15 protein-coding genes and 1 pseudogene are annotated in these 18,991 nt (G+C 59.6%); 6 read left to right on the plus strand and 10 right to left on the minus strand.

The window, feature by feature from the left end:
• The 4 genes from ATI02_RS00315 to lpxC all read left to right on the plus strand — a co-directional run bounded on the left by ATI02_RS00315 (position 1) and on the right by lpxC (position 4,430).
• Positions 1-867, plus strand: coding sequence for a cell division protein FtsQ/DivIB (locus ATI02_RS00315; protein ID WP_100845134.1), 867 nt, complete (start codon positions 1-3; stop codon positions 865-867).
• Positions 868-882: 15 nt separating this feature from the next.
• Positions 883-2,142 (plus strand): cell division protein FtsA, encoded by a 1,260-nt coding sequence (ftsA, locus tag ATI02_RS00320; protein WP_007989901.1) that lies wholly within the window; start codon positions 883-885, stop codon positions 2,140-2,142.
• Between the two features lie 67 nt (positions 2,143-2,209).
• Positions 2,210-3,406 carry a cell division protein FtsZ gene (gene ftsZ, locus ATI02_RS00325; protein ID WP_007916986.1) on the plus strand — a complete coding sequence of 399 codons (1,197 nt, stop codon included), beginning with the start codon at positions 2,210-2,212 and terminating at the stop codon, positions 3,404-3,406.
• Between the two features lie 112 nt (positions 3,407-3,518).
• Entirely contained in the window at positions 3,519-4,430 is a 912-nt protein-coding gene (gene lpxC, locus ATI02_RS00330; protein WP_007916984.1) for a UDP-3-O-acyl-N-acetylglucosamine deacetylase, read from the plus strand.
• A 176-nt stretch (positions 4,431-4,606) separates the two neighbouring features.
• Here lpxC and ATI02_RS00335 read toward each other — a convergent pair whose 3' ends face one another.
• The 8 genes and pseudogenes from ATI02_RS00335 to ATI02_RS00370 all read right to left on the minus strand — a co-directional run bounded on the left by ATI02_RS00335 (position 4,607) and on the right by ATI02_RS00370 (position 15,888).
• The gene (locus ATI02_RS00335; RefSeq protein WP_100845135.1) at positions 4,607-6,115 is read right to left on the minus strand and encodes a sensor domain-containing diguanylate cyclase; all 1,509 of its coding nucleotides are present in this window, start codon (positions 6,113-6,115) and stop codon (positions 4,607-4,609) included.
• Between the two features lie 91 nt (positions 6,116-6,206).
• The gene (locus ATI02_RS00340) at positions 6,207-7,523 is read right to left on the minus strand and encodes an OprD family porin (RefSeq protein WP_100845136.1); all 1,317 of its coding nucleotides are present in this window, start codon (positions 7,521-7,523) and stop codon (positions 6,207-6,209) included.
• Between the two features lie 193 nt (positions 7,524-7,716).
• Positions 7,717-7,938 (minus strand): hypothetical protein, encoded by a 222-nt coding sequence (locus ATI02_RS00345; RefSeq protein ID WP_095190803.1) that lies wholly within the window; start codon positions 7,936-7,938, stop codon positions 7,717-7,719.
• A gap of 174 nt (positions 7,939-8,112) precedes the next feature.
• Positions 8,113-9,477: a heavy metal sensor histidine kinase gene (locus ATI02_RS00350; RefSeq protein ID WP_100845137.1), complete on the minus strand. Its 1,365-nt coding sequence runs from the start codon at positions 9,475-9,477 to the stop codon at positions 8,113-8,115.
• Positions 9,467-10,143, minus strand: a pseudogene (locus ATI02_RS00355) (heavy metal response regulator transcription factor). The gene ATI02_RS00350 and the pseudogene ATI02_RS00355 overlap by 11 nt, the downstream one beginning before the upstream one ends.
• Positions 10,144-10,150: 7 nt before the next feature.
• Positions 10,151-13,264 carry a multidrug efflux RND transporter permease subunit gene (locus tag ATI02_RS00360; RefSeq protein WP_100845138.1) on the minus strand — a complete coding sequence of 1,038 codons (3,114 nt, stop codon included), beginning with the start codon at positions 13,262-13,264 and terminating at the stop codon, positions 10,151-10,153.
• Complete coding sequence (locus tag ATI02_RS00365; protein WP_100845139.1) at positions 13,261-14,421, minus strand: efflux RND transporter periplasmic adaptor subunit; 1,161 nt, start codon at positions 14,419-14,421, stop codon at positions 13,261-13,263. The genes ATI02_RS00360 and ATI02_RS00365 overlap by 4 nt, the downstream gene beginning before the upstream one ends.
• Positions 14,422-14,586: 165 nt before the next feature.
• A complete protein-coding gene (locus tag ATI02_RS00370; RefSeq protein ID WP_100848404.1) occupies positions 14,587-15,888 on the minus strand; it encodes an IS4 family transposase in 1,302 nt (433 codons plus the stop codon).
• Positions 15,889-16,893: 1,005 nt separating this feature from the next.
• Between ATI02_RS00370 and ATI02_RS00375 the strand changes: the two genes are divergently transcribed.
• Together ATI02_RS00375 and ATI02_RS00380 are read left to right on the plus strand one after the other, a co-directional pair.
• Positions 16,894-17,199 carry a fimbrial protein gene (locus ATI02_RS00375; RefSeq protein WP_095191611.1) on the plus strand — a complete coding sequence of 102 codons (306 nt, stop codon included), beginning with the start codon at positions 16,894-16,896 and terminating at the stop codon, positions 17,197-17,199.
• A gap of 111 nt (positions 17,200-17,310) precedes the next feature.
• Complete coding sequence (locus tag ATI02_RS00380; RefSeq protein WP_100845140.1) at positions 17,311-17,550, plus strand: hypothetical protein; 240 nt, start codon at positions 17,311-17,313, stop codon at positions 17,548-17,550.
• A 206-nt stretch (positions 17,551-17,756) separates the two neighbouring features.
• Here ATI02_RS00380 and ATI02_RS00385 read toward each other — a convergent pair whose 3' ends face one another.
• The gene (locus ATI02_RS00385; RefSeq protein WP_100845141.1) at positions 17,757-18,506 is read right to left on the minus strand and encodes a YkgJ family cysteine cluster protein; all 750 of its coding nucleotides are present in this window, start codon (positions 18,504-18,506) and stop codon (positions 17,757-17,759) included.
• Between the two features lie 83 nt (positions 18,507-18,589).
• On the minus strand, positions 18,590-18,916 hold the full coding sequence (locus ATI02_RS00390; RefSeq protein WP_095191608.1) for a hypothetical protein: 327 nt from the start codon (positions 18,914-18,916) through the stop codon (positions 18,590-18,592).
• Positions 18,917-18,991 lie beyond the last annotated feature (75 nt).

An 18,991-nucleotide genomic window follows, 5' to 3' on the forward strand; every position in this document is an offset into this window, starting at 1 on the left:
ATGCAAGGCGCTCAGCTCCGACATCAGCCTCCCGCACCCGGCCGCAAGCCGGTGCCGCGGGGTGCCAGCCGAATGGTGGCGAAAGAGCCGATGTCCGCGCGCCTGCCGAAAGCCAACTTCGGTTTTCTGAAAAGCCTGTTCTGGCCAGTGCTGCTGGTGGTGCTCGGCTTCGGTACTTATGAAGGCGCGCAGCGTTTGCTGCCGTACGCCGACCGGCCGATCACCAAGATCGCCGTGCAGGGCGACCTGAGCTACATCAGCCAGCAAGCGGTGCAGCAGCGGATCGCCCCTTTTGTGGCGGCGAGCTTCTTTACCATCGATCTGGCGAGCATGCGCAAGGAGCTTGAGCAAATGCCCTGGATCGCCCACGCCGAAGTGCGTCGGGTGTGGCCGGATCAAGTGGTGATCCGCCTCGAAGAGCAACTGCCGGTGGCGCGTTGGGGCGACGAGTCGTTGCTGAACAACCAGGGCCAGGCGTTTACGCCAAGGGAGCTGGCGAACTACGAACACCTGCCACAGCTGTTCGGCCCACAACGGGCCCAGCAGCAAGTGATGCAGCAGTACCAGGTGCTGAGCCAGATGCTGCGGCCGTTGGGCTTCTCGATTGCACGCCTGGAATTGCGTGAACGCGGGAGCTGGTTCCTGACTACCGGTGCCGGCAGTTCCGGCCCCGGCATCGAGTTGCTGTTGGGACGCGGCAACCTGGTGGAAAAGATGCGCCGCTTTATCGCCATCTATGACAAGACGCTCAAAGAACAGATTACGAACATTGCGCGCATCGATCTGCGCTACGCCAACGGCCTCGCTGTTGGCTGGCGGGAACCAGTAGCGCCGACGACAGCCCAACCCGCTGTCGCAAAGAATTAAGAAGAGGCAGGACCCATGGCAAACGTGCAAAGCGGCAAAATGATCGTCGGTCTGGATATCGGCACCTCCAAGGTGGTGGCGCTGGTAGGCGAGGTCGCGGACGACGGCACGCTGGAAATCGTCGGTATCGGTACTCATCCGTCCCGCGGCCTGAAAAAAGGCGTGGTGGTGAACATCGAGTCCACCGTGCAATCGATCCAGCGCGCGATCGAAGAAGCCCAACTGATGGCGGGCTGCCGCATTCACTCGGCGTTCGTCGGCGTGGCGGGTAATCACATTCGCAGCCTGAACTCCCACGGCATCGTCGCAATCCGTGATCGCGAAGTCAGCTCGGCCGACCTTGAGCGTGTTCTCGACGCTGCCCAGGCCGTGGCGATCCCGGCTGATCAGCGCGTGCTGCACACCCTGCCGCAGGATTACGTGATCGATAACCAGGAAGGCGTTCGCGAGCCACTGGGCATGTCCGGCGTGCGTCTGGAAGCCAAGGTTCACGTGGTCACCTGCGCCGTCAACGCCGCACAGAACATTGAAAAATGCGTGCGTCGCTGCGGTCTGGAAATCGACGACATCATTCTTGAGCAACTGGCATCGGCCTACTCGGTGCTGACCGACGACGAGAAAGAACTGGGCGTGTGCCTGGTCGACATCGGCGGCGGCACCACCGACATCGCGATCTTCACCGAAGGCGCGATCCGCCACACCGCGGTGATCCCGATTGCCGGTGATCAGGTGACCAACGACATCGCCATGGCGTTGCGCACTCCAACCCAGTACGCCGAAGAAATCAAGATTCGCTACGCCTGCGCCCTGGCCAAACTGGCCGGTGCCGGCGAAACCATCAAGGTGCCAAGCGTTGGCGACCGTCCACCGCGTGAACTGTCGCGTCAGGCCCTGGCCGAAGTGGTCGAGCCGCGTTACGACGAACTGTTCACCCTGATTCAGGCCGAACTGCGTCGCAGTGGTTACGAAGACCTGATCCCGGCCGGCATCGTCCTGACCGGCGGTACGTCGAAGATGGAAGGCGCGACAGAACTCGCCGAAGAAATCTTCCACATGCCTGTACGCCTCGGTGTCCCGCATGGCGTGAAAGGTCTGGATGACGTAGTGCGCAACCCGATTTATTCCACTGGCGTGGGCTTGTTGATGTACGGCCTGCAAAAGCAGTCCGACGGGATTTCGTTCTCGGGCATCGGCAGCCGCGACAGCTACAGCAACGAAGAACCACAGGCGCCGTTGCTGGATCGATTGAAGAAGTGGGTGCAAGGCAACTTCTAAAGCTTTACCGCAACACCGCAACAAACAGCAGTAGGCGAAAAAACTAGAGAATGTAAGGAGAGGGAAAATGTTCGAACTCGTAGACAACATCCCCGCAAGCCCGGTAATCAAAGTTATCGGTGTTGGCGGTGGCGGCGGCAACGCTGTCAATCACATGGTCAAGAGCAACATCGAAGGCGTCGAGTTCATCTGCGCCAACACTGATGCTCAAGCGCTGAAAAACATCGGCGCGCGCACCATCCTGCAACTGGGCACCGGCGTGACCAAAGGTCTCGGCGCTGGCGCCAACCCTGAAGTAGGTCGTCAGGCCGCTCTCGAAGACCGTGAGCGCATTGCCGAAGTCCTGCAGGGCACCAACATGGTGTTCATCACCACTGGCATGGGCGGCGGTACCGGTACCGGTGCAGCACCGATCATCGCCGAAGTGGCCAAGGAAATGGGCATTCTGACCGTTGCGGTCGTGACTCGTCCGTTCCCGTTCGAAGGCCGCAAGCGTATGCAGATCGCCGATGAAGGCATCCGCATGCTGTCCGAAAGCGTCGACTCGTTGATCACCATTCCTAACGAGAAGCTGCTGACCATCCTCGGTAAAGACGCAAGCCTCTTGTCGGCTTTCGCCAAGGCTGACGATGTACTGGCCGGTGCCGTTCGCGGTATCTCCGACATCATCAAGCGTCCGGGCATGATCAACGTCGACTTCGCCGACGTGCGTACCGTGATGAGCGAAATGGGCATGGCAATGATGGGCACTGGCTGCGCCAGCGGTCCGAACCGTGCACGTGAAGCCACCGAAGCGGCCATTCGTAACCCGCTGCTGGAAGACGTGAACCTGCAAGGCGCACGCGGCATCCTGGTGAACATCACCGCCGGTCCTGACCTGTCTCTGGGTGAGTACTCCGACGTGGGTAGCATCATCGAAGCCTTCGCTTCCGAGCACGCCATGGTCAAGGTCGGTACCGTTATCGATCCGGACATGCGCGACGAGCTGCACGTAACCGTGGTTGCCACTGGTCTGGGCGCGAAAATCGAGAAACCTGTGAAGGTCATCGACAACACCGTTCACACCTCCATGGCATCTGCCCAGGTGCAACAACCGGCTGCGGCCCGTCAGGAAGCGCCAGCGGTGAACTACCGTGATCTGGACCGTCCGACCGTCATGCGCAACCAGGCTCAGGCCGGTGCTGCGGCTGCCGCGAAGATGAATCCGCAAGATGACCTGGACTACCTGGACATCCCGGCATTCCTGCGTCGTCAGGCCGATTGATGGAATGTATCAGGGCTATGAAGGTGATTGGTGTTCAGCAAAGGCTCGGTCTGCTATTATCGCCAGCCTTTGTTGATACCAGTTCGCAATTTGCGCTGAAGCGGCCCAAGCCATGATTAAACAACGCACACTGAAAAATATTATCCGTGCCACAGGTGTAGGCCTGCACTCCGGTGAGAAGGTCTATCTGACCCTCAAGCCTGCGCCTGTCGACACTGGCATTGTGTTTTGTCGCGCTGACCTCGACCCTGTGGTGCAGATTCCTGCCCGCGCGGAAAACGTCGGTGAAACCACTATGTCGACGACGCTGATCAACGGCGACGTCAAAGTGGACACGGTAGAGCACTTGCTCTCGGCCATGGCTGGCCTGGGCATCGATAACGCCTACGTCGAGCTCTCCGCGTCCGAAGTCCCGATCATGGATGGCAGCGCTGGACCCTTCGTATTCCTGATTCAATCGGCTGGCCTGGAAGAACAGGACGCCGCCAAGAAATTCATCCGCATCCTGCGTGAAGTGACAGTGGAAGACGGCGACAAGCGCGCCACTTTCGTCCCTTTCGAAGGGTTCAAGGTGAGCTTCGAGATCGATTTCGATCACCCGGTATTCCGGGACCGCACCCAAAGTGCAAGCGTGGATTTTTCCAGCACTTCGTTCGTAAAAGAAGTCAGCCGCGCGCGTACTTTTGGTTTCATGAGTGACATCGAGTACCTGCGCAAGCACAACCTCGCACTCGGCGGCAGCGTTGAAAACGCAATCGTGGTCGATGCCGATGGCGTACTGAACGAAGACGGCCTTCGCTATGAAGACGAATTCGTTAAGCACAAGATCCTCGATGCCATTGGCGATCTGTACCTGCTGGGCAATAGCCTGATTGGTGAGTTCAAAGGCTTCAAGTCCGGTCATGCACTGAACAACCAGCTGCTGCGCAAGTTGATTGAGCAGACAGATGCTTGGGAAGTGGTGACGTTCGAAGACGCCAGCACCGCACCAATCTCTTACATGCGCCCTGTTGCGGCCGTGTAAGTAAAAAACCTCTCTAGTTTTTTGAAGGCCATCCTTGGATGGCCTTTTTTTATGCCCGCAGTTTTTGTATTGCCGGGGCGCCTATTCGCGAGCAGGCTCGCTCCCACATTTGAAGTGCATTCCCCCGTGGGAGCGAGCCTGCTCGCGAAGGCGCCGGTGCAATCGCCACAGAACGCTCAGGCTGCCACCACCACCCGGTTTCTCCCACCTTCCTTGGCCTGATACAACGCCTTGTCCGCCGCAAACAGCAGTTGCTCCAGGGTCATCTCACTGGCCGCTGTCCAGCTACTGATACCGATACTCACCGTCATCGGCATCTGTGCTCCGTCGCGCAACGGCAGTCGCTCCACTGCCTGACGGATATGCTCGGCAATCTGTTGCGCACCCGCACTGTCGGTCTCGGCCAGAATCACTGAAAACTCCTCACCGCCATACCGCGCTACCAGATCCGCCGGCCGGCGTACGTTCGCCGTGATGACCTTGGCCAACTCGCGCAACGCCTGATCCCCGGCCTGATGCCCGTGCCGGTCGTTGAACGCCTTGAAGTGATCGGCATCGATCATCATCACCGATAGCGGCTGGCCCGAGCGCTGGGCGCGGAACCACTCGTGGCGCAGCGCCTGATCGAGCATTCGGCGGTTGGCCAAGCCGGTCAGTGGGTCGGTGGCCGCCAGTTGCGCCAGTTCGTGCTCGGCGCGTTGGCGCAAGCGCAGTTCGCGGGCAAGCAGCCAGGTCAGCCACAACAACCCCATACACAACACGCCAGTTGCGCCGCTGATCAGCATCGCCGTCCGTCGCCAGGTGCCAAACACCTCATCACTGGACAACGCGACCATCACGATCAGTGGCAAGTTACCGACCCGCGAATAGGTATAGAGACGCTGTTGGTGGTCCATGCTTGAAATGCTGCTGAAACTGCCATTGCCACTACGGTCGCGCAGAATCCGTATCACATTGGGCCGGTTACCGAAGCTTTTGCCGATCGAGTCGCTTTGCAGGTACGGCTTCTGCGCCAGCAACACGCCGTCGTTGTCGATGATGTTCAGGGTACTGTCGTTGCCGATGTCGAGGCTGTTGAATAGCTGGTCGAAGTAATCCAGTTTCAACGAGGCCACGGCCACCCCGGCGAACTCGCCGTTTTCCGAGGAAATGCGTCGGCTGAAACTGATACGCCATTGGTTCGCTTCATCGCAATCGCAACGGGTCTTGAATGGACGGCTGATGAACATGCCGGTGTCGCGCTTGAACGCATGGGCAAGGAAGTAATCGCGGTCGGCGAAATTGCCCGGTTTTGCTTCGATCCGCGAGGAGTCAGCGACCACATCGCCGTGTTTGTCGAGCAGCAGTATGTCGCCCTTGAAACGGGCAGCGGTCGAACGGTCGAATAACGCCAGATGACGGATCTGCGGGCTCACGTCGCGTAAGTCATCGCGCTGCGAGGCGGCGATCAGGCCTTGCAGGGTCAGGTCGTACAACTCGACGGTGCGTAACACGTCGGCGTCGATCAACTGAGCGATGGTGGTGGCGCTGCGGGTAGCCGATTCCTGAGCATTGGCGTGCTCACGAATCAGTAGAAAAGTGACGATGCAGATAATCGCGATCACGGTCAGCAAACTGCCGCAAATCAGCAGCAGTTCGGGGCGTCCGGTCTTGCCCGAAGCGGGTGGGGTTCGACTCGCGATCATGATGGAGTTATCGGTTGGGAAGTTTTATAAGCGTAGTTGCAGGCACAAAAAGGCCAGCCTTTCAGCTGGCCTTTTTACTGTAGCGCCGATCTTAGAAGACGTTGATCGGGTAGTCGATGATTACCCGGTATTCATCTGTGTCTGTATCAATTACGCCATAACCGTTGCCGCCGCGATTGGTCGCCCATTGCAGACGTACCGCCAGGTCTTTGGCCTGACCGCTTTGCACAACGTATTTGAGGTCGAGGTCGCGTTCCCAGTGCTTGGCGTTGCGCCCTTCGGCGCTGTACCAGTTGGAGTAGCCCTGGCTGTTCGGATCGGCCTTGGTCAGGTCAACCGTACCGCGCGAGTAGGACACCGCTGACGTCAGGCCTGGCACGCCGACAGCGGCAAAGTCGTAGGCGTACTTGAGTTTCCACGAACGTTCGTTGGGGCCGTTGAAGTCCGAGTATTGCTGGGAGTTGTCGAGGTAAACGCTGTCGCCCTGGCTGATGTAGTCGAACGGCGTATTGCCGTTGACCCGCTGATACGCGGCCGTGACGCTGTGGCTGCCGATGCCGACGGTGAAATGCAGGCTGTAGGTGTTGTTGTCGATGTCGCCGAGCAGCGCATCACCCGTGTCCTGGGTGTGATAGAAGTGCAGGCCGGGGTTGAGGCTGACCAGATCGTTCAACTGCCAGGTGTAATCCAGGTCGTAGTAGTACTGGTTCCAGATGTCCTTCAGTTCCGAGGCATACAGACTGCTGGTCAGGCCTTCGACACCGCTCCAGGCCACGCCGGCCCAGTTCAGGTGGCGGCTGTCATCGCCATCGGCCAGGGTGCCGTAGGAGGTGCCGATGCGCGTGTGGCCACTCTGGTTGTAAGGCTTGGTGAAACTGGCCTGGCCACCTTCGATCAACCAGCCATCGAAGCTGTGATTGGTCAGGCTGACGCCACGGAATGTCTGCGGCAGCATGCGGCTCTCACCGCCGGCAATCACCGGGTTGGTGAGGAACAGATCACCGGCCTTCAGCTCGGTATCGAACGCACGCATTTTCAAGGTGCCGCCCGCCGTCGAAAACGACCCCGGCGCTTTGCCGTTGTTATCTCTGATCGGCAGGATGCTGGAGCCGTCAGTACCGCCACCGCCGTCGAGTTTCAGCCCGAGCATGGCGTGGGCATCAATGCCAAACCCGACCGTGCCTTCGGTGTAACCCGACTGGAAGATCCCTAGAAAGCCTTGGCCCCACTCGATGTTGTCGTCCGTCTGCTGCAGGCGGTTGCGATTCATGTAGTAGTTGCGGGCGTTGAGGTTGAGGCTCGAGCCTTCGACAAAGCCTTCTTTTTTAGGCTCGTCGGCGTGAGCGGCGGGGGCAATCGTTGCGGCAATTGCAATGAACAATGGAGTGAAGCGGACTGGGTAACGCACGTGCAGTAGAGCTCCTTGGGTCAGCGGCACCTCAATGTCTTGAGGCGCGAGATGTTTCTTATTGTAAAAGACGCACCAGACAGCGTTCAGACCACAACGAAAAAAGGCCGCTCAAAGGCAGCGGCCTGGAATGACGACGGTTGAACGGGAAGAGCCAAACAACCGCGTCGAGGGAAACGGTGCGGTGCGCGACTCAGCTGTCTTTCTCGGACGCTTGAGCCTGGGCTGCTGCAGCTTGAGGTGCCTGCGTCGCGTCTTTGGCCTTGGCCATCATTTCTGCCTGATGCTGATCGTACGCCTGCGCCCGAGCGCTGTTTTGCGCAACGAAGGCCTGGGACTCTTCAGCCATCGCCATGGGCGACAGGAACAATGAGGACAAAACGAAAGCGCTGGCAATACCCATACTGTTGGACATTCTGAAAACCTTCTTGCTTGGCAAGTGCTGTTTGGTGCGGGCAAAGATAAGGTTGCCGGGGGTTGGGAAACAGCGTGATTTTCATAAATGACTATTACAGCACAAGCAAAGATCGCAGCCTTCGGCAGCTCCTACAGGGGAAAGGTGAACACCTGTGTTGATCGTGGAGGGCTGTCAGACAGGGAGGTGGATGCCGAACGTATTCATCCCCCGATCACTCCTCACAAACACATCCCCGCCATGCATCAGCGCAATCGCTTTCACGATCGCCAATCCCAACCCATGGTTACTGCCACTGTTACTGCGCGACGCATCCACGCGATAGAACCGCTCGAACAAACGTGGCAAATGCTCGCTGGCAATCGGCGACCCCGGGTTGGCGACGCCAATGCTGACCTGATGCTCCGCAACCTCGATGCGCACTTCAATCACCTGACCCGGTGCTGTGTGCTGCACCGCGTTGCTCAGCAGATTGATCAACGCCCGGCGCAAATGCGCGACCTCGATCTGCACTTGCGCATCGCCGCTGACGTGGACCTGAACCTGCGCGTCTTCGAGGATGAAGTCCAGATACTCCAGTGTGGTCGCCACCTCATCGGCCATTGAAGTCGACGTCAGTTTGGTCGCCTTGTTGCCCTGATCGGCACTGGCCAGAAACAGCATATCGTTGATGATCGAGCGCAGCCGCTCCAGCTCTTCGAGGTTCGATTGCAGCACTTCGAAGTAATGCTCGGCCGAACGTCCGCGCGTCAACGCGACTTGGGTCTGACCGATCAGATTGGTCAGCGGCGAACGCAGTTCATGGGCTACGTCGGCGTTGAATGATTCCAGCCGCGAGTAAGCCTGCTCAACCCGCTCCAGCGTCGAATTGAACGAGTCGACAAACTGTTCCAATTCCGGCGGCAACGGCGACAGCCGCAAGCGTCCGGCCCGCAGCGGAGGCGCCAGGCGCTGGGCTTCGTGGGACAGTTTGATCAGCGGCTTGAGGCCGATCCGCGCCACCCAATAGCCCAGCGCCGAGGCCATCAGCACACCGACAATCGCCAGGCTGATCAGGGCGATCAGCAGGTTGTGCTGGGTCTCATGGAAGGTCTCGGTGTTGATGCCAATCATAAAGCGCAGGGGCGGGCGCTGATCCTTGGCCGGCAACTCGGTCAGCAGCACTTTCAGCGGGTAAGGCTGGCCGGGCAATTGCAAGTCATGCATGCCCACCGGCCCTTGGGCGAAGGCGCGGATTGCGGCTTCCGGCTGGCCGAACTCATAACCCGGATTGCCGCTCACCACCCAGAAACGAATGCGTTTGTCTTCTTCACCGAGCAGCTTGAGTTTGGCGTTGATCTTCACCCAATGCTCGGGCGTGCCGAAGCGATTGAGCGCCGATTCCAGCACGCTGTAACGCGCGTCCAGCTCGGCTTCCGGCAACAGGCCCAAGCCCTTGTCGACCTGCTGATACAGCGCGCCGCCGATCAGCAGAAACACCAGCAGCGCCACCAGTGTGAACATGCCGCTCAGGCGCAGGGCGATTGAGTTACTGGACATCACGGCTCTCCAGCACATAACCCATGCCCCGGATGGTGTGCAGCAGCTTCTCGTCGAATGGCCCGTCGAGCTTGGCGCGCAGACGTTTGATCGCCACTTCGACGACGTTGGCGTCGCTGTCGAAATTGATGTCCCAGACCATTTCGGCGATGGCGGTTTTCGAGAGGATTTCACCCTGACGCCGAGCCAGAACGCTGAGCAGGGAAAACTCTTTCGCCGTCAGATCCAGTCGGGTGCCAGCGCGGGTGGCCTTGCGGCTGATCAAATCTATCCACAGGTCAGCGATGCTCACCTGCACCGGTTCATGGCCGCACTGCGCCGGGTCAGCGCTTGCAGACGCGCCACCAGTTCAAGGAAGGAAAACGGTTTGCCGAGGTAATCATCGGCACCGTCGCGCAGGCCCTTGATGCGGTCTTCGACCCGTTCGCGGGCGGTGAGCATGATCACCGGGGTTTGCTTGCGCGCACGCAATGCGCGCAGTACGCCGAAGCCGTCGAGGCCCGGCAGCATGACGTCGAGGACGATCACCGCGTAGTCGCTTTCCAGCGCCAGGTGCAGGCCCTCGACGCCGTCGCGGGCCAGGTCCACGGTGTAACCCTGTTCCGTCAGACCGCGGTGTAGATAATCCGCGGTTTTTTCCTCGTCTTCGATAATCAGAACGCGCATGACCGCCTCAGTCTGTAGTCGCCAGTGCCGGTGCGGGCGATGGGGCTGGTGGGTGTGAGTGCCGGTGAAACAGCCGCTCAAGCCACAAGTATATGACCGGCGTGGTAAACAGCGTCAGCATCTGGCTGACCAGCAAGCCGCCCACCACGGCGATCCCCAGCGGCTGGCGCAATTCGGCGCCGGTGCCGTAGCCGAGCATCAGCGGCAGGGCGCCGAGCAGGGCGGCGAGGGTGGTCATGATGATCGGTCGGAAGCGCGTGATGCACGCTTCGAAAATCGCATCCTGCGGCGACAAGCCTCGTTGGCGCTGAGCTTCGAGCGCAAAGTCGATCATCAGGATGCCGTTCTTCTTGACGATACCGATCAGCAGCACCAGGCCGATCAGCGCCATGATCGAAAAGTCCTGGCCGCAGATCCACAGCATGATCACCGCACCCAGGCCTGCCGCCGGCAGCGTCGAAATGATCGTCAACGGATGCACGAAGCTCTCATAAAGCACACCAAGAATGATGTACACCGCCACCAGCGCCGCGAGAATCAGCCATGGCTGGCTGGCCAGCGAACTCTGGAACGCCTGCGCCGCACCCTGGAAATTGCCGCTGATCGCGGTCGGCATACCGATCTCGGCCTTGGCCTGATTGAGCAGAATTACCGCATCGCCCAACGCCACGCCGGGGGCGAGGTTGAACGATAGGTTGGCGGCCGGGAACATGCCGTCGTGGGCAATCGACAACGGGCCGATGGTCGGTGCATCGAATCTGGCCAGCGCCGACAGCGGCACCATCTCGCCGCTCAGCGGCGAACGCAGGTAGAAATAGTTGAGGCTTTCGGCTTTGCCGCGTTGCTTGGTGTCGAGCTCCAGAATCACGTTGTACTGGTTGACCTGCGTCTGGAATTCATTGATCTGCCGCTGGCCAAACGCGTCGTACAGCGCCTCATCGACATCGCTTGCAGTCAGGCCGAAACGCGCAGCGGCGCTGCGGTCGATGCTGATGTGGGTGATGCTGCCGCCCAGTTGCAAGTCGTTGGAAATGTCGCGAAACGCCGGGTTGCTGCGCAGTTTTTCCGTCAGGCGCTGGGTCCAGGTGGCGAGGGTCGCGCCGTCGTTGCTCTTGAGCACGTATTGGTATTGCGCACGGCTCGGGCCGGAGCTGAGGTTGATGTCCTGGCCGGCGCGCAGATAAAGGACGATGCCGGGGACTTTCATCAGTTGCGGGCGAATGCGGTCGATGAACTGGCTGGCCGACACATCACGGTCGCCGCGTTTTTTCAGGGCAATCCAGAAGCGGCCGTTGGCGATGGTCTGGTTGCTGCCCGAGACACCCACCGAGTGGGAAAACGCCTGCACGGCCGGGTCGGCAGCGACGATTTCGGCCATGGCCAAATGTTTTTTCACCATGTCGCCGTAGGAGATATCCGCAGCCGCCTCGGTGGTGCCGAGAACGAAACCGGTGTCCTGCACCGGAAAGAAACCCTTGGGGATAAAGATGTAACCGGCGACGGCCAACGCGAGGGATAAGCCGAACACCCCGATCATCAGCTTCTGATGGGCGAGGGCGCGGCGCAGGCCTTTTTCGTACCCGCCGAGCAGGCGTTCGCTGAAGCCCGGTTTATCGCTGGCGTGATGCACCGGTTTGCGCATGAACAGCGCCGCCAGCGTCGGCGCCAACGTCAGCGACACCACCACGGAAATCATGATGGTCGAGGTCGCCGTCAGGGCGAATTCCTTGAACAAACGCCCGACCACGCCACCCATGAACAGCAACGGAATAAACGCCGCCACCAGCGAAAAACTGATCGAGACCACGGTGAAGCCGATCTCGCCGGCACCTTTGATCGCGGCTTCGCGCATGTCGTCGCCGGCCTCCAGATGCCGGTGAATGTTCTCCACCACCACAATCGCATCGTCGACCACAAACCCCACGGCCACCACGATGGCTACCAGCGTCAGGTTATTCAGGCTGAAGCCGAGGAGGTACATCAGGGCAAAACTGGCGACCAGCGACACGCCGAGGACTGCCGAAACAATCAGCGTCGCCGACAACTGCCGCAGGAACAGCGCCATCACCGCCACCACCAACAGGATCGCGATCAACAGCGTGATCTCGACTTCATGCAGCGAGGCGCGGATGGTCTGGGTGCGGTCAATCAGGGTTTTCACCTCCACCGACGCCGGCAGCATGGCTTCGAGGCCGGGCAGGGCGGCTTGAATGCGGTCAACGGTCTCGACGATGTTGGCGCCCGGTTGGCGGGAAATCACCAGGTTGACCCCCGGTCGATCACCCGCCCACGCTTGCACATAATCATCTTCCGAACCGTTGATGACGTTGGCGACATCTCTTAGGTGAACTGGGGCGCCATCCTTGTAGGAAACGATGAGCTGGCGGTACTCCTCAGGCTGGAACAACTGGTCGTTGGTCGACAGCGTGGAAATACTCGACTCGCCGTAAAGCGCGCCTTTTGCCAGATTGAGGCTGGTCTGTTGGATCGCCAGGCGGATGTCGGCGAGGGTCAGGCCAATGGCCGCGAGTTTGTCGGCTGAGGCCTGCACACGGATCGCCGGACGTTGCTGACCGGTGATGTTGATTTGGCCTACGCCGTCGATCTGACTGATCTGACGGGCCAGCAGGGTTTCCACCAGATCACTGAGTTCGGTGCCGGGCATCTGTGTCGAGCTGACACTGAGGATCAGCACCGGGCTGTCGGCCGGGTTGACCTTCCTCCAGGTCGGCAACGTCGGCATGTCCTTGGGCAGCTTGCCGGCGGCGGTGTTGATCGCCGCCTGGACTTCCTGCGCGGCGGTATCGATGCTTTTGTCGAGGCTGAATTGCAGGGTCAGCAGGGTTGACCCCAGGGCACTGCTGGAGGTCATCTGGGTCATGCTGGGGATGGCGCTGAATTGCACCTCCAGTGGCGTGGCCACGGACGAGGCCATGGTGTCGGGGCTGGCGCCGGGCAGTTTCGCGGACACCTGAATCGTAGGAAATTCCGCTTCCGGCAGTGGGGCAATCGGCAAGCGCGGGAAGGCAATCACGCCGATCAGTACCAAAGCGAGGGTCAGCAGAATCGTCGCCACCGGGTGATCAATGCACCACGTCGAAACCCCTTTGTGTTCTTTCATGGTTGCGGCTCCGCTTGCACTACTTGCGCAGGCTCGCTCATGACTTGCACGGTGGAACCGGATTTGAGCCGCGACTGGCCGTCGGTGACCAGTACATCACCGGCCTTCACGCCTTTGATGATGTCCTGGCCACTGCCCTGATAAACCATCTGCACTTGCACCGCTTCGACCTTGTCGCCGTTGACCCGATAGACGAAGTGTTGATCGAGACCGCGTTGTACGACGGTGGGCGGAACCACCAGCGCATCTTTGTCCAAAGCCGTCTGAATTTTTACCGTGACCAGCAGGCCCGGCCAGAGCTTCTGGCTGGCGTTGTCGAATTCGGCTTTGGCGCGAATGGTGCCGGTGTTGGCGTTGATCTGGTTGTCGATCAGGGTCAGGCGACCTTCGCCGAGCAGGTTGCCGGTTTCGCCATCGGTGTCGGCACCGATGTAGGCCTTGACCTGCGCGTGTTGCGGGTCGTTGATCAGGCCTTGAAGGGTTGGGAGCATTTGCTGGGGCAGGGAGAATTCCACGGCGATCGGGTCGATCTGGGTCACGGTGAACAGGCCCTGGGCGTCGGTCATGCGCAGGAAGTTGCCTTCGTCGACTGTACGAATACCGACGCGGCCGGTGACCGGCGAGCGAATCTGCGTGTAGGAAAGTTGTACCTGCGCGGCGTCAATCGAGGCCTGGTTACCTTGGGCGGTGGCTTTGAGTTGGTTGACCAAGGCTTGTTGCTGATCGTAGGTCTGTTTGGAGACGCCGTCGTCGACGCTGAGCAGTTTGTAGCGTTTGAGGTTGAGCAGGGCGACTTGCAGTTGGGCCTGGCTTTCGCCCAGTTGCGCGCGGGTCTGGTCGAGGCTGGCGCGGATCGAGCGGTCGTCGATGGTGGCCAGCAGGTCGCCTGCTTTGACCAACTGGCCTTCCTTGACGAGGATTTTGGTGAGGATGCCGTCGACTTGTGGGCGCACGACCACGCTGTGTAGTGAGAGGACGGAGCCGATGCCGCTGGTGTAGCGGGGGACGTCTTTTTCGCTGACGGTGATGACTCGCACCGGGATGGCGGTGGGGGTGGCGAGTTTGGTCGGGGCTGGTTTGATTGCAAACCATAGGCCCATGGCTGCCAGGGCGATGAGCAGGGTGGCTAGCAGGGCTTTGTGCTTTTGGATTCGCATGCGAAGTCGGCGCCGGACGGAATTTGGGCAGGGTTAGGGTCTTTATAAACTTGTTTGGGGGTCAGGAGGGTGACGGCTGGCTGTCAGCGCTGTCAGTTTTCTCTGTGTGTATATCCGTTTTTGCGGGTGTGGCTGATTACGGTTCCGCCCTTACGGCCATCCCTTTCAAGGTCTTTTAGTTTTGGCAGCCTTGATTACTCTGTCCGTTGAAACATGCGCATGCACCGCCGTGCCTTGGACCCATGTCTTGGGCTTAGGCACTTTGGGGCCACGGGGGCTTTTCGCAACTTGTTTGGGTTGGATGTTGCTGGCCAGCTCTAGTAAGCGCTGGGCCAGTTTTTCCAGAGGAATGACGGGAAGATATTCCGAAGGCAGCGCAATCTGCATTCCCTCATAACCACTCCTGACCTGAACCGCCAAGTGATAGATCGAGGCTTCCCAGCCGTCAGGCTGGGTATCCCGGTGAGCTTGCTCGACGCTTCGTTTGAGGACGGCCAGGACGTTGTAGGCCAACACCGCAGTGGCGAACCCGAGTAAGGCAGCCTTTGGGCTGCCAAGAGTTTCGATTTCACTTTCCAGGATCGCTTCCAGTCGCTGGAACATGCCTTCAATGCTCCAGCGACGGCGATAGAGTTGCGCGATCTGCTGTGCGCTGACGCTTTGGGGTAGATTGCTCCAGAACATCAAGCTGCTGTCACCCGAGTCTGTTGGCGAATGAAGCGTCAGTTCGACACGCCGACATTGGTAACCGCCTCTGACCTGGATGATCTGCTCACGCACAGTGCCTGTTTCCACAGGCACGGGTTCTTGCCACTCACCCTCTTGAATCAGGCGTGGATGTTTGGCTTGCTGACGAATGACAAAGGATGTCTGGACCTGCTCACAAGCCTCCATGACCGGGAGCGTGCAATAGAGTCGATCAGCCAGCCACACTTGGCCTGGCTCGGCATTGGCCAGTAGAGGCAGCACGCAAACACGCTCGCTTGCGTAGGCATCCTCACACGCCTGAAGGTCGATGACCTGATCGAGATCGGGGTCGTAAACAACCACCGAAAAGCCAGGACGAGCGGCGCCTCGCTCATGGCGTAGAGCGCCCAGACGTTTCTCAGTGGAAGCCAAATGATTGCCGTCCACCACTCGAAGCTGCCAGCCCGGCAACGTTTTGGTGCAGCCCAGCTCCTTGATGGTCGGAGTCAGACGTTGCGCACAACCTGTGACCAGAGCGCGTAACAGCGCAGGTTCAGTACGACTGATCTTGTCGTAGAGGGCAGCCAAACTGACAGGAAGATCTTCCAGTTGCCGCGCGGCGGCGTGCAGGGATGGCTTCAAGCCCAATGAAACAAGGGACATCAGCTTGATGATGGTCGAGAACAGTAGCTCACGAGAATACTGCCGTTGCCGATGCTCTTCGAAGACCTGATCAATCCACTCAGGCGCAATGGCCTGCTCCAGCGCCAATTTGGCCATGACACTGGCAGGTGCTTTTTTCTCGAAACGCGCTAGAACATCGGCCCACATCGTTCGGGTCCTCCTGGCTGAAGTATCAGGGGATTTTACCTAAGACCTTGAAAGGGATGGCCCTTACGGCGGGTCACTTTTTCCAGACGCCGAAAAAGTAACCAAAAAGGCTTTACCCTGGCGTTCGGCCCTCGCTTAGGCTCGGGTTCCTTCGTTACGGGATTGATCCGGGCGCATCGCCTACGGTTTGCTGCGCTGCACCTCCTCTCGATGTGTTTGGCTGCGCCAAACGGTCGCTGCGCTCCCATCCCCGGATCAATCCCTCCACTCAGCCTTCCGACGGGCGCTTTAAGATCAAAAGCGGTACTCGAGCTTGCGCTCATTGTGTTGAGTGGGGCGGCATGCGCCGCGGGCCGGGTGTGCTTGTCTCCTCTGTTGGAGCTGTCGAAGGCTCGGGCCGCGATCGGACGATCTTTTGATCTGGCTTTTTCTTTCTGTGGGAGCTGGCTTGCCGGCGATGGCGGCCTGACAGCCGACCAATGTCTTGCAGACTGCATGCGAACCCATTGTAGGAGTGAGCCTGCTCGCGATGGCGGCCTGACAACCGCTCAATTTTTGGCAGGTGTACTCGGTTGAAACTGTGTGCGGGCTTGCTCGCGAAGAGGCCCACACAGTCACCCGATTACTTTGCTGTGTTTAGGGGTGTGTGAAATCACCAGAATCTTCCCACAAGGTTTTCAGGTTGTCCGTCGGACGTGTGCTCTCTAGTCGTTGGCTGTCGCTCCCACGGGAATACGCATTCCAACTGTGGGAGCCAGCCTGCTGGCGATGACGGCCGTACAGTTGCGACAGTTTCAACCTGTGAACCACCCCGCAAACTCACCACCGGTCATTCCTGAATAGGGATCCTTCTTTGCTACGCCAACTACGCTCTTAAAGATCCGCCCCTACCAGCGGATACACGTTGTATAGCCCAATCGTTCACCGCGTGGGTCTCTACGGGAGTGTCCTGCCATGAAGCTTGTAACCGTCATTTTCAGTGTGTTTGTTCTGCTTCCGCTCACTGTCTCCGCCGCCCCTCAAGCCACCTCTGGCGAGATCCGTTTTACCGGTCAGATTGTCGATTCCGGCTGTGAAGTCGGGCGCGTCGGCACGTTGAGCGCCAACGAGTCTCGCCAGATCGAGCTCAAGCCCGGCCTGAAGCTCGATGTCGACACGTACCGCAATGCGTGCAGCCACGAAACATTGCCAATGACCATCACCTTTGAGCCGCTGAAGACTTCGGTCGACAAAGGCATCGTTACCATCGCGTACCTGTAAACCGTTCGGCGTGCGGTGCAAATCTTCAGGCGCTGACCCGTGGCGCGCAGGTATACTGCGCGCCTTCGCGGCTCACTTACCGGGCGCGACTTTTTGTTTTGCGGAGCTTTCATGACTTCCCCGATCCAACCGCCGGTTGACGACGCCGTGAGCGATGTCTCGGCTGAACTGGCCGACGCCAGCGAATCCAAAGCCGAGATCCCGGCGTTCAAGTTCCCGTTCAAACCGGGTGAACTGGGCGCTGCCAAGGGCTCGAATCAGCCGTGGTACAAGAACGGCGCGAAGAACGGCCACACCAAGACCCCGGGCATGGCCCCGCCGGGCACCCGTCGTTCGATGGGCAAGCGCTGAGTTTTCTGGCCGGGAATTTGCGTTGGGTTGCGTGGGTTTTTGAGGGCGGCGACAGGTTTGGGATTGAGATCGCCTTCACTGGCCCATCGCTGGCAAGCCAGCTCCCACAGGTTTTGCGGTTGTTCACTTACATTGATGTACGACACAAGACCTTGTGGGAGCTGGCTTGCCAGCGATGGGGCCCGAACAGCCACTCGAGTATTTGATCAAGCCGCCCGCAACGAAATAAACGCATAGGTCAACGCCGGCTCAGTCACCACCTGCGCCCCGGCCGCGAGCACTTGCCCGGCGACATCGTCCCCGGAGAGATGAAACAGCCATTCACTCGATGCTTCGCTCAATGGCTGCGCACTTACCTGATCAATCACCGCCGCAAAAGCGTCCATGTTCGGCAGATACGCCGTGAAACCGTCGCCCTTGAGCGCCGTGGTACGAATACCCAGCGCGGCACAAATTGCGTCTTTTAGCCGAATGTCATCCCGATCCGCCTGACGCGAGCGCTGGATCAGTTCGACCAGCTCCTGATCAACCAACTCGCCACCGACGATCAACAGCGGCCCCTGTTCCCAAGACTCCGGCGGGCAATCCTTGGCAGCAGGATTGAGCGGAATATGTGGATTGATCTCTGCCGGGTAAATCCTGCAAACCAGCGGCCGGCGCTCGTAAATGCGACACAGCTTGTCTTCGTCAAGATTCCGGCAAGGTCCGACGTTGTACGCAGCAAAGGTGATCGCCACGTGCGCGTCGGATTCACCGCTACGCACCACCACCGAACGCCGTTCGGCGTGCTCGCGCTGCTGCACTGGCAAGCCCAGACCGTTGCCGAGAAAGGCTTCCACCAGCACGATCACCTGACCGCCATCCGCCGCCCACATGCGGGCTTCGGCCAGGGTCAGAGGGACATGGTGGTCGGTGCAGCATTTGCCGCAGCCTACGCCGGAAAACGTCGTATTCATTGCGCGATCAATCTTCAATCAGGGTGTGAAATGGCGACGGAAAGTCGCCATGCAGACTCCGGTCGAAGCAAGTTATGCGCCATTCATTGGGCTTTGGCGGTCGGGCGGACCGAGTCCCACTCGGTGACGAACGCGGTTTTCGACTGTTTGTTGTACAGGCACAGTTCGGTGCCTTGCTGGCCCTTCATGTGTTTTTGCGGGTATTGGCCTTGCAGCAAGACGGCGGTGTAGCCGACGCGGTCGTCGAATTGCGCGGGGCTGCCGACGGGTTTGGCGTTTTTCAGGCCGCTGGCCTTGGTGCAACTGGCGAGCACGGTTTTGTCGTAGGCGGCCCAGGCGTCAGGGCTGGAGGCTTGGGCCTGGGAGGCGAGGGCGGTGAGGCAGAGCAGGCTGAAGGTGAGCACTTTCATGGTGGGCGTCCTTGGTGGTGTGTGGCCAAGGTTGGAGTGTGCCTGAGAAGGGAAGTTGCCTGTGCCGGCCTCTTC

Source organism: Pseudomonas baetica (genome assembly GCF_002813455.1).
GTDB classification, from domain to species: domain Bacteria; phylum Pseudomonadota; class Gammaproteobacteria; order Pseudomonadales; family Pseudomonadaceae; genus Aquipseudomonas; species Aquipseudomonas baetica.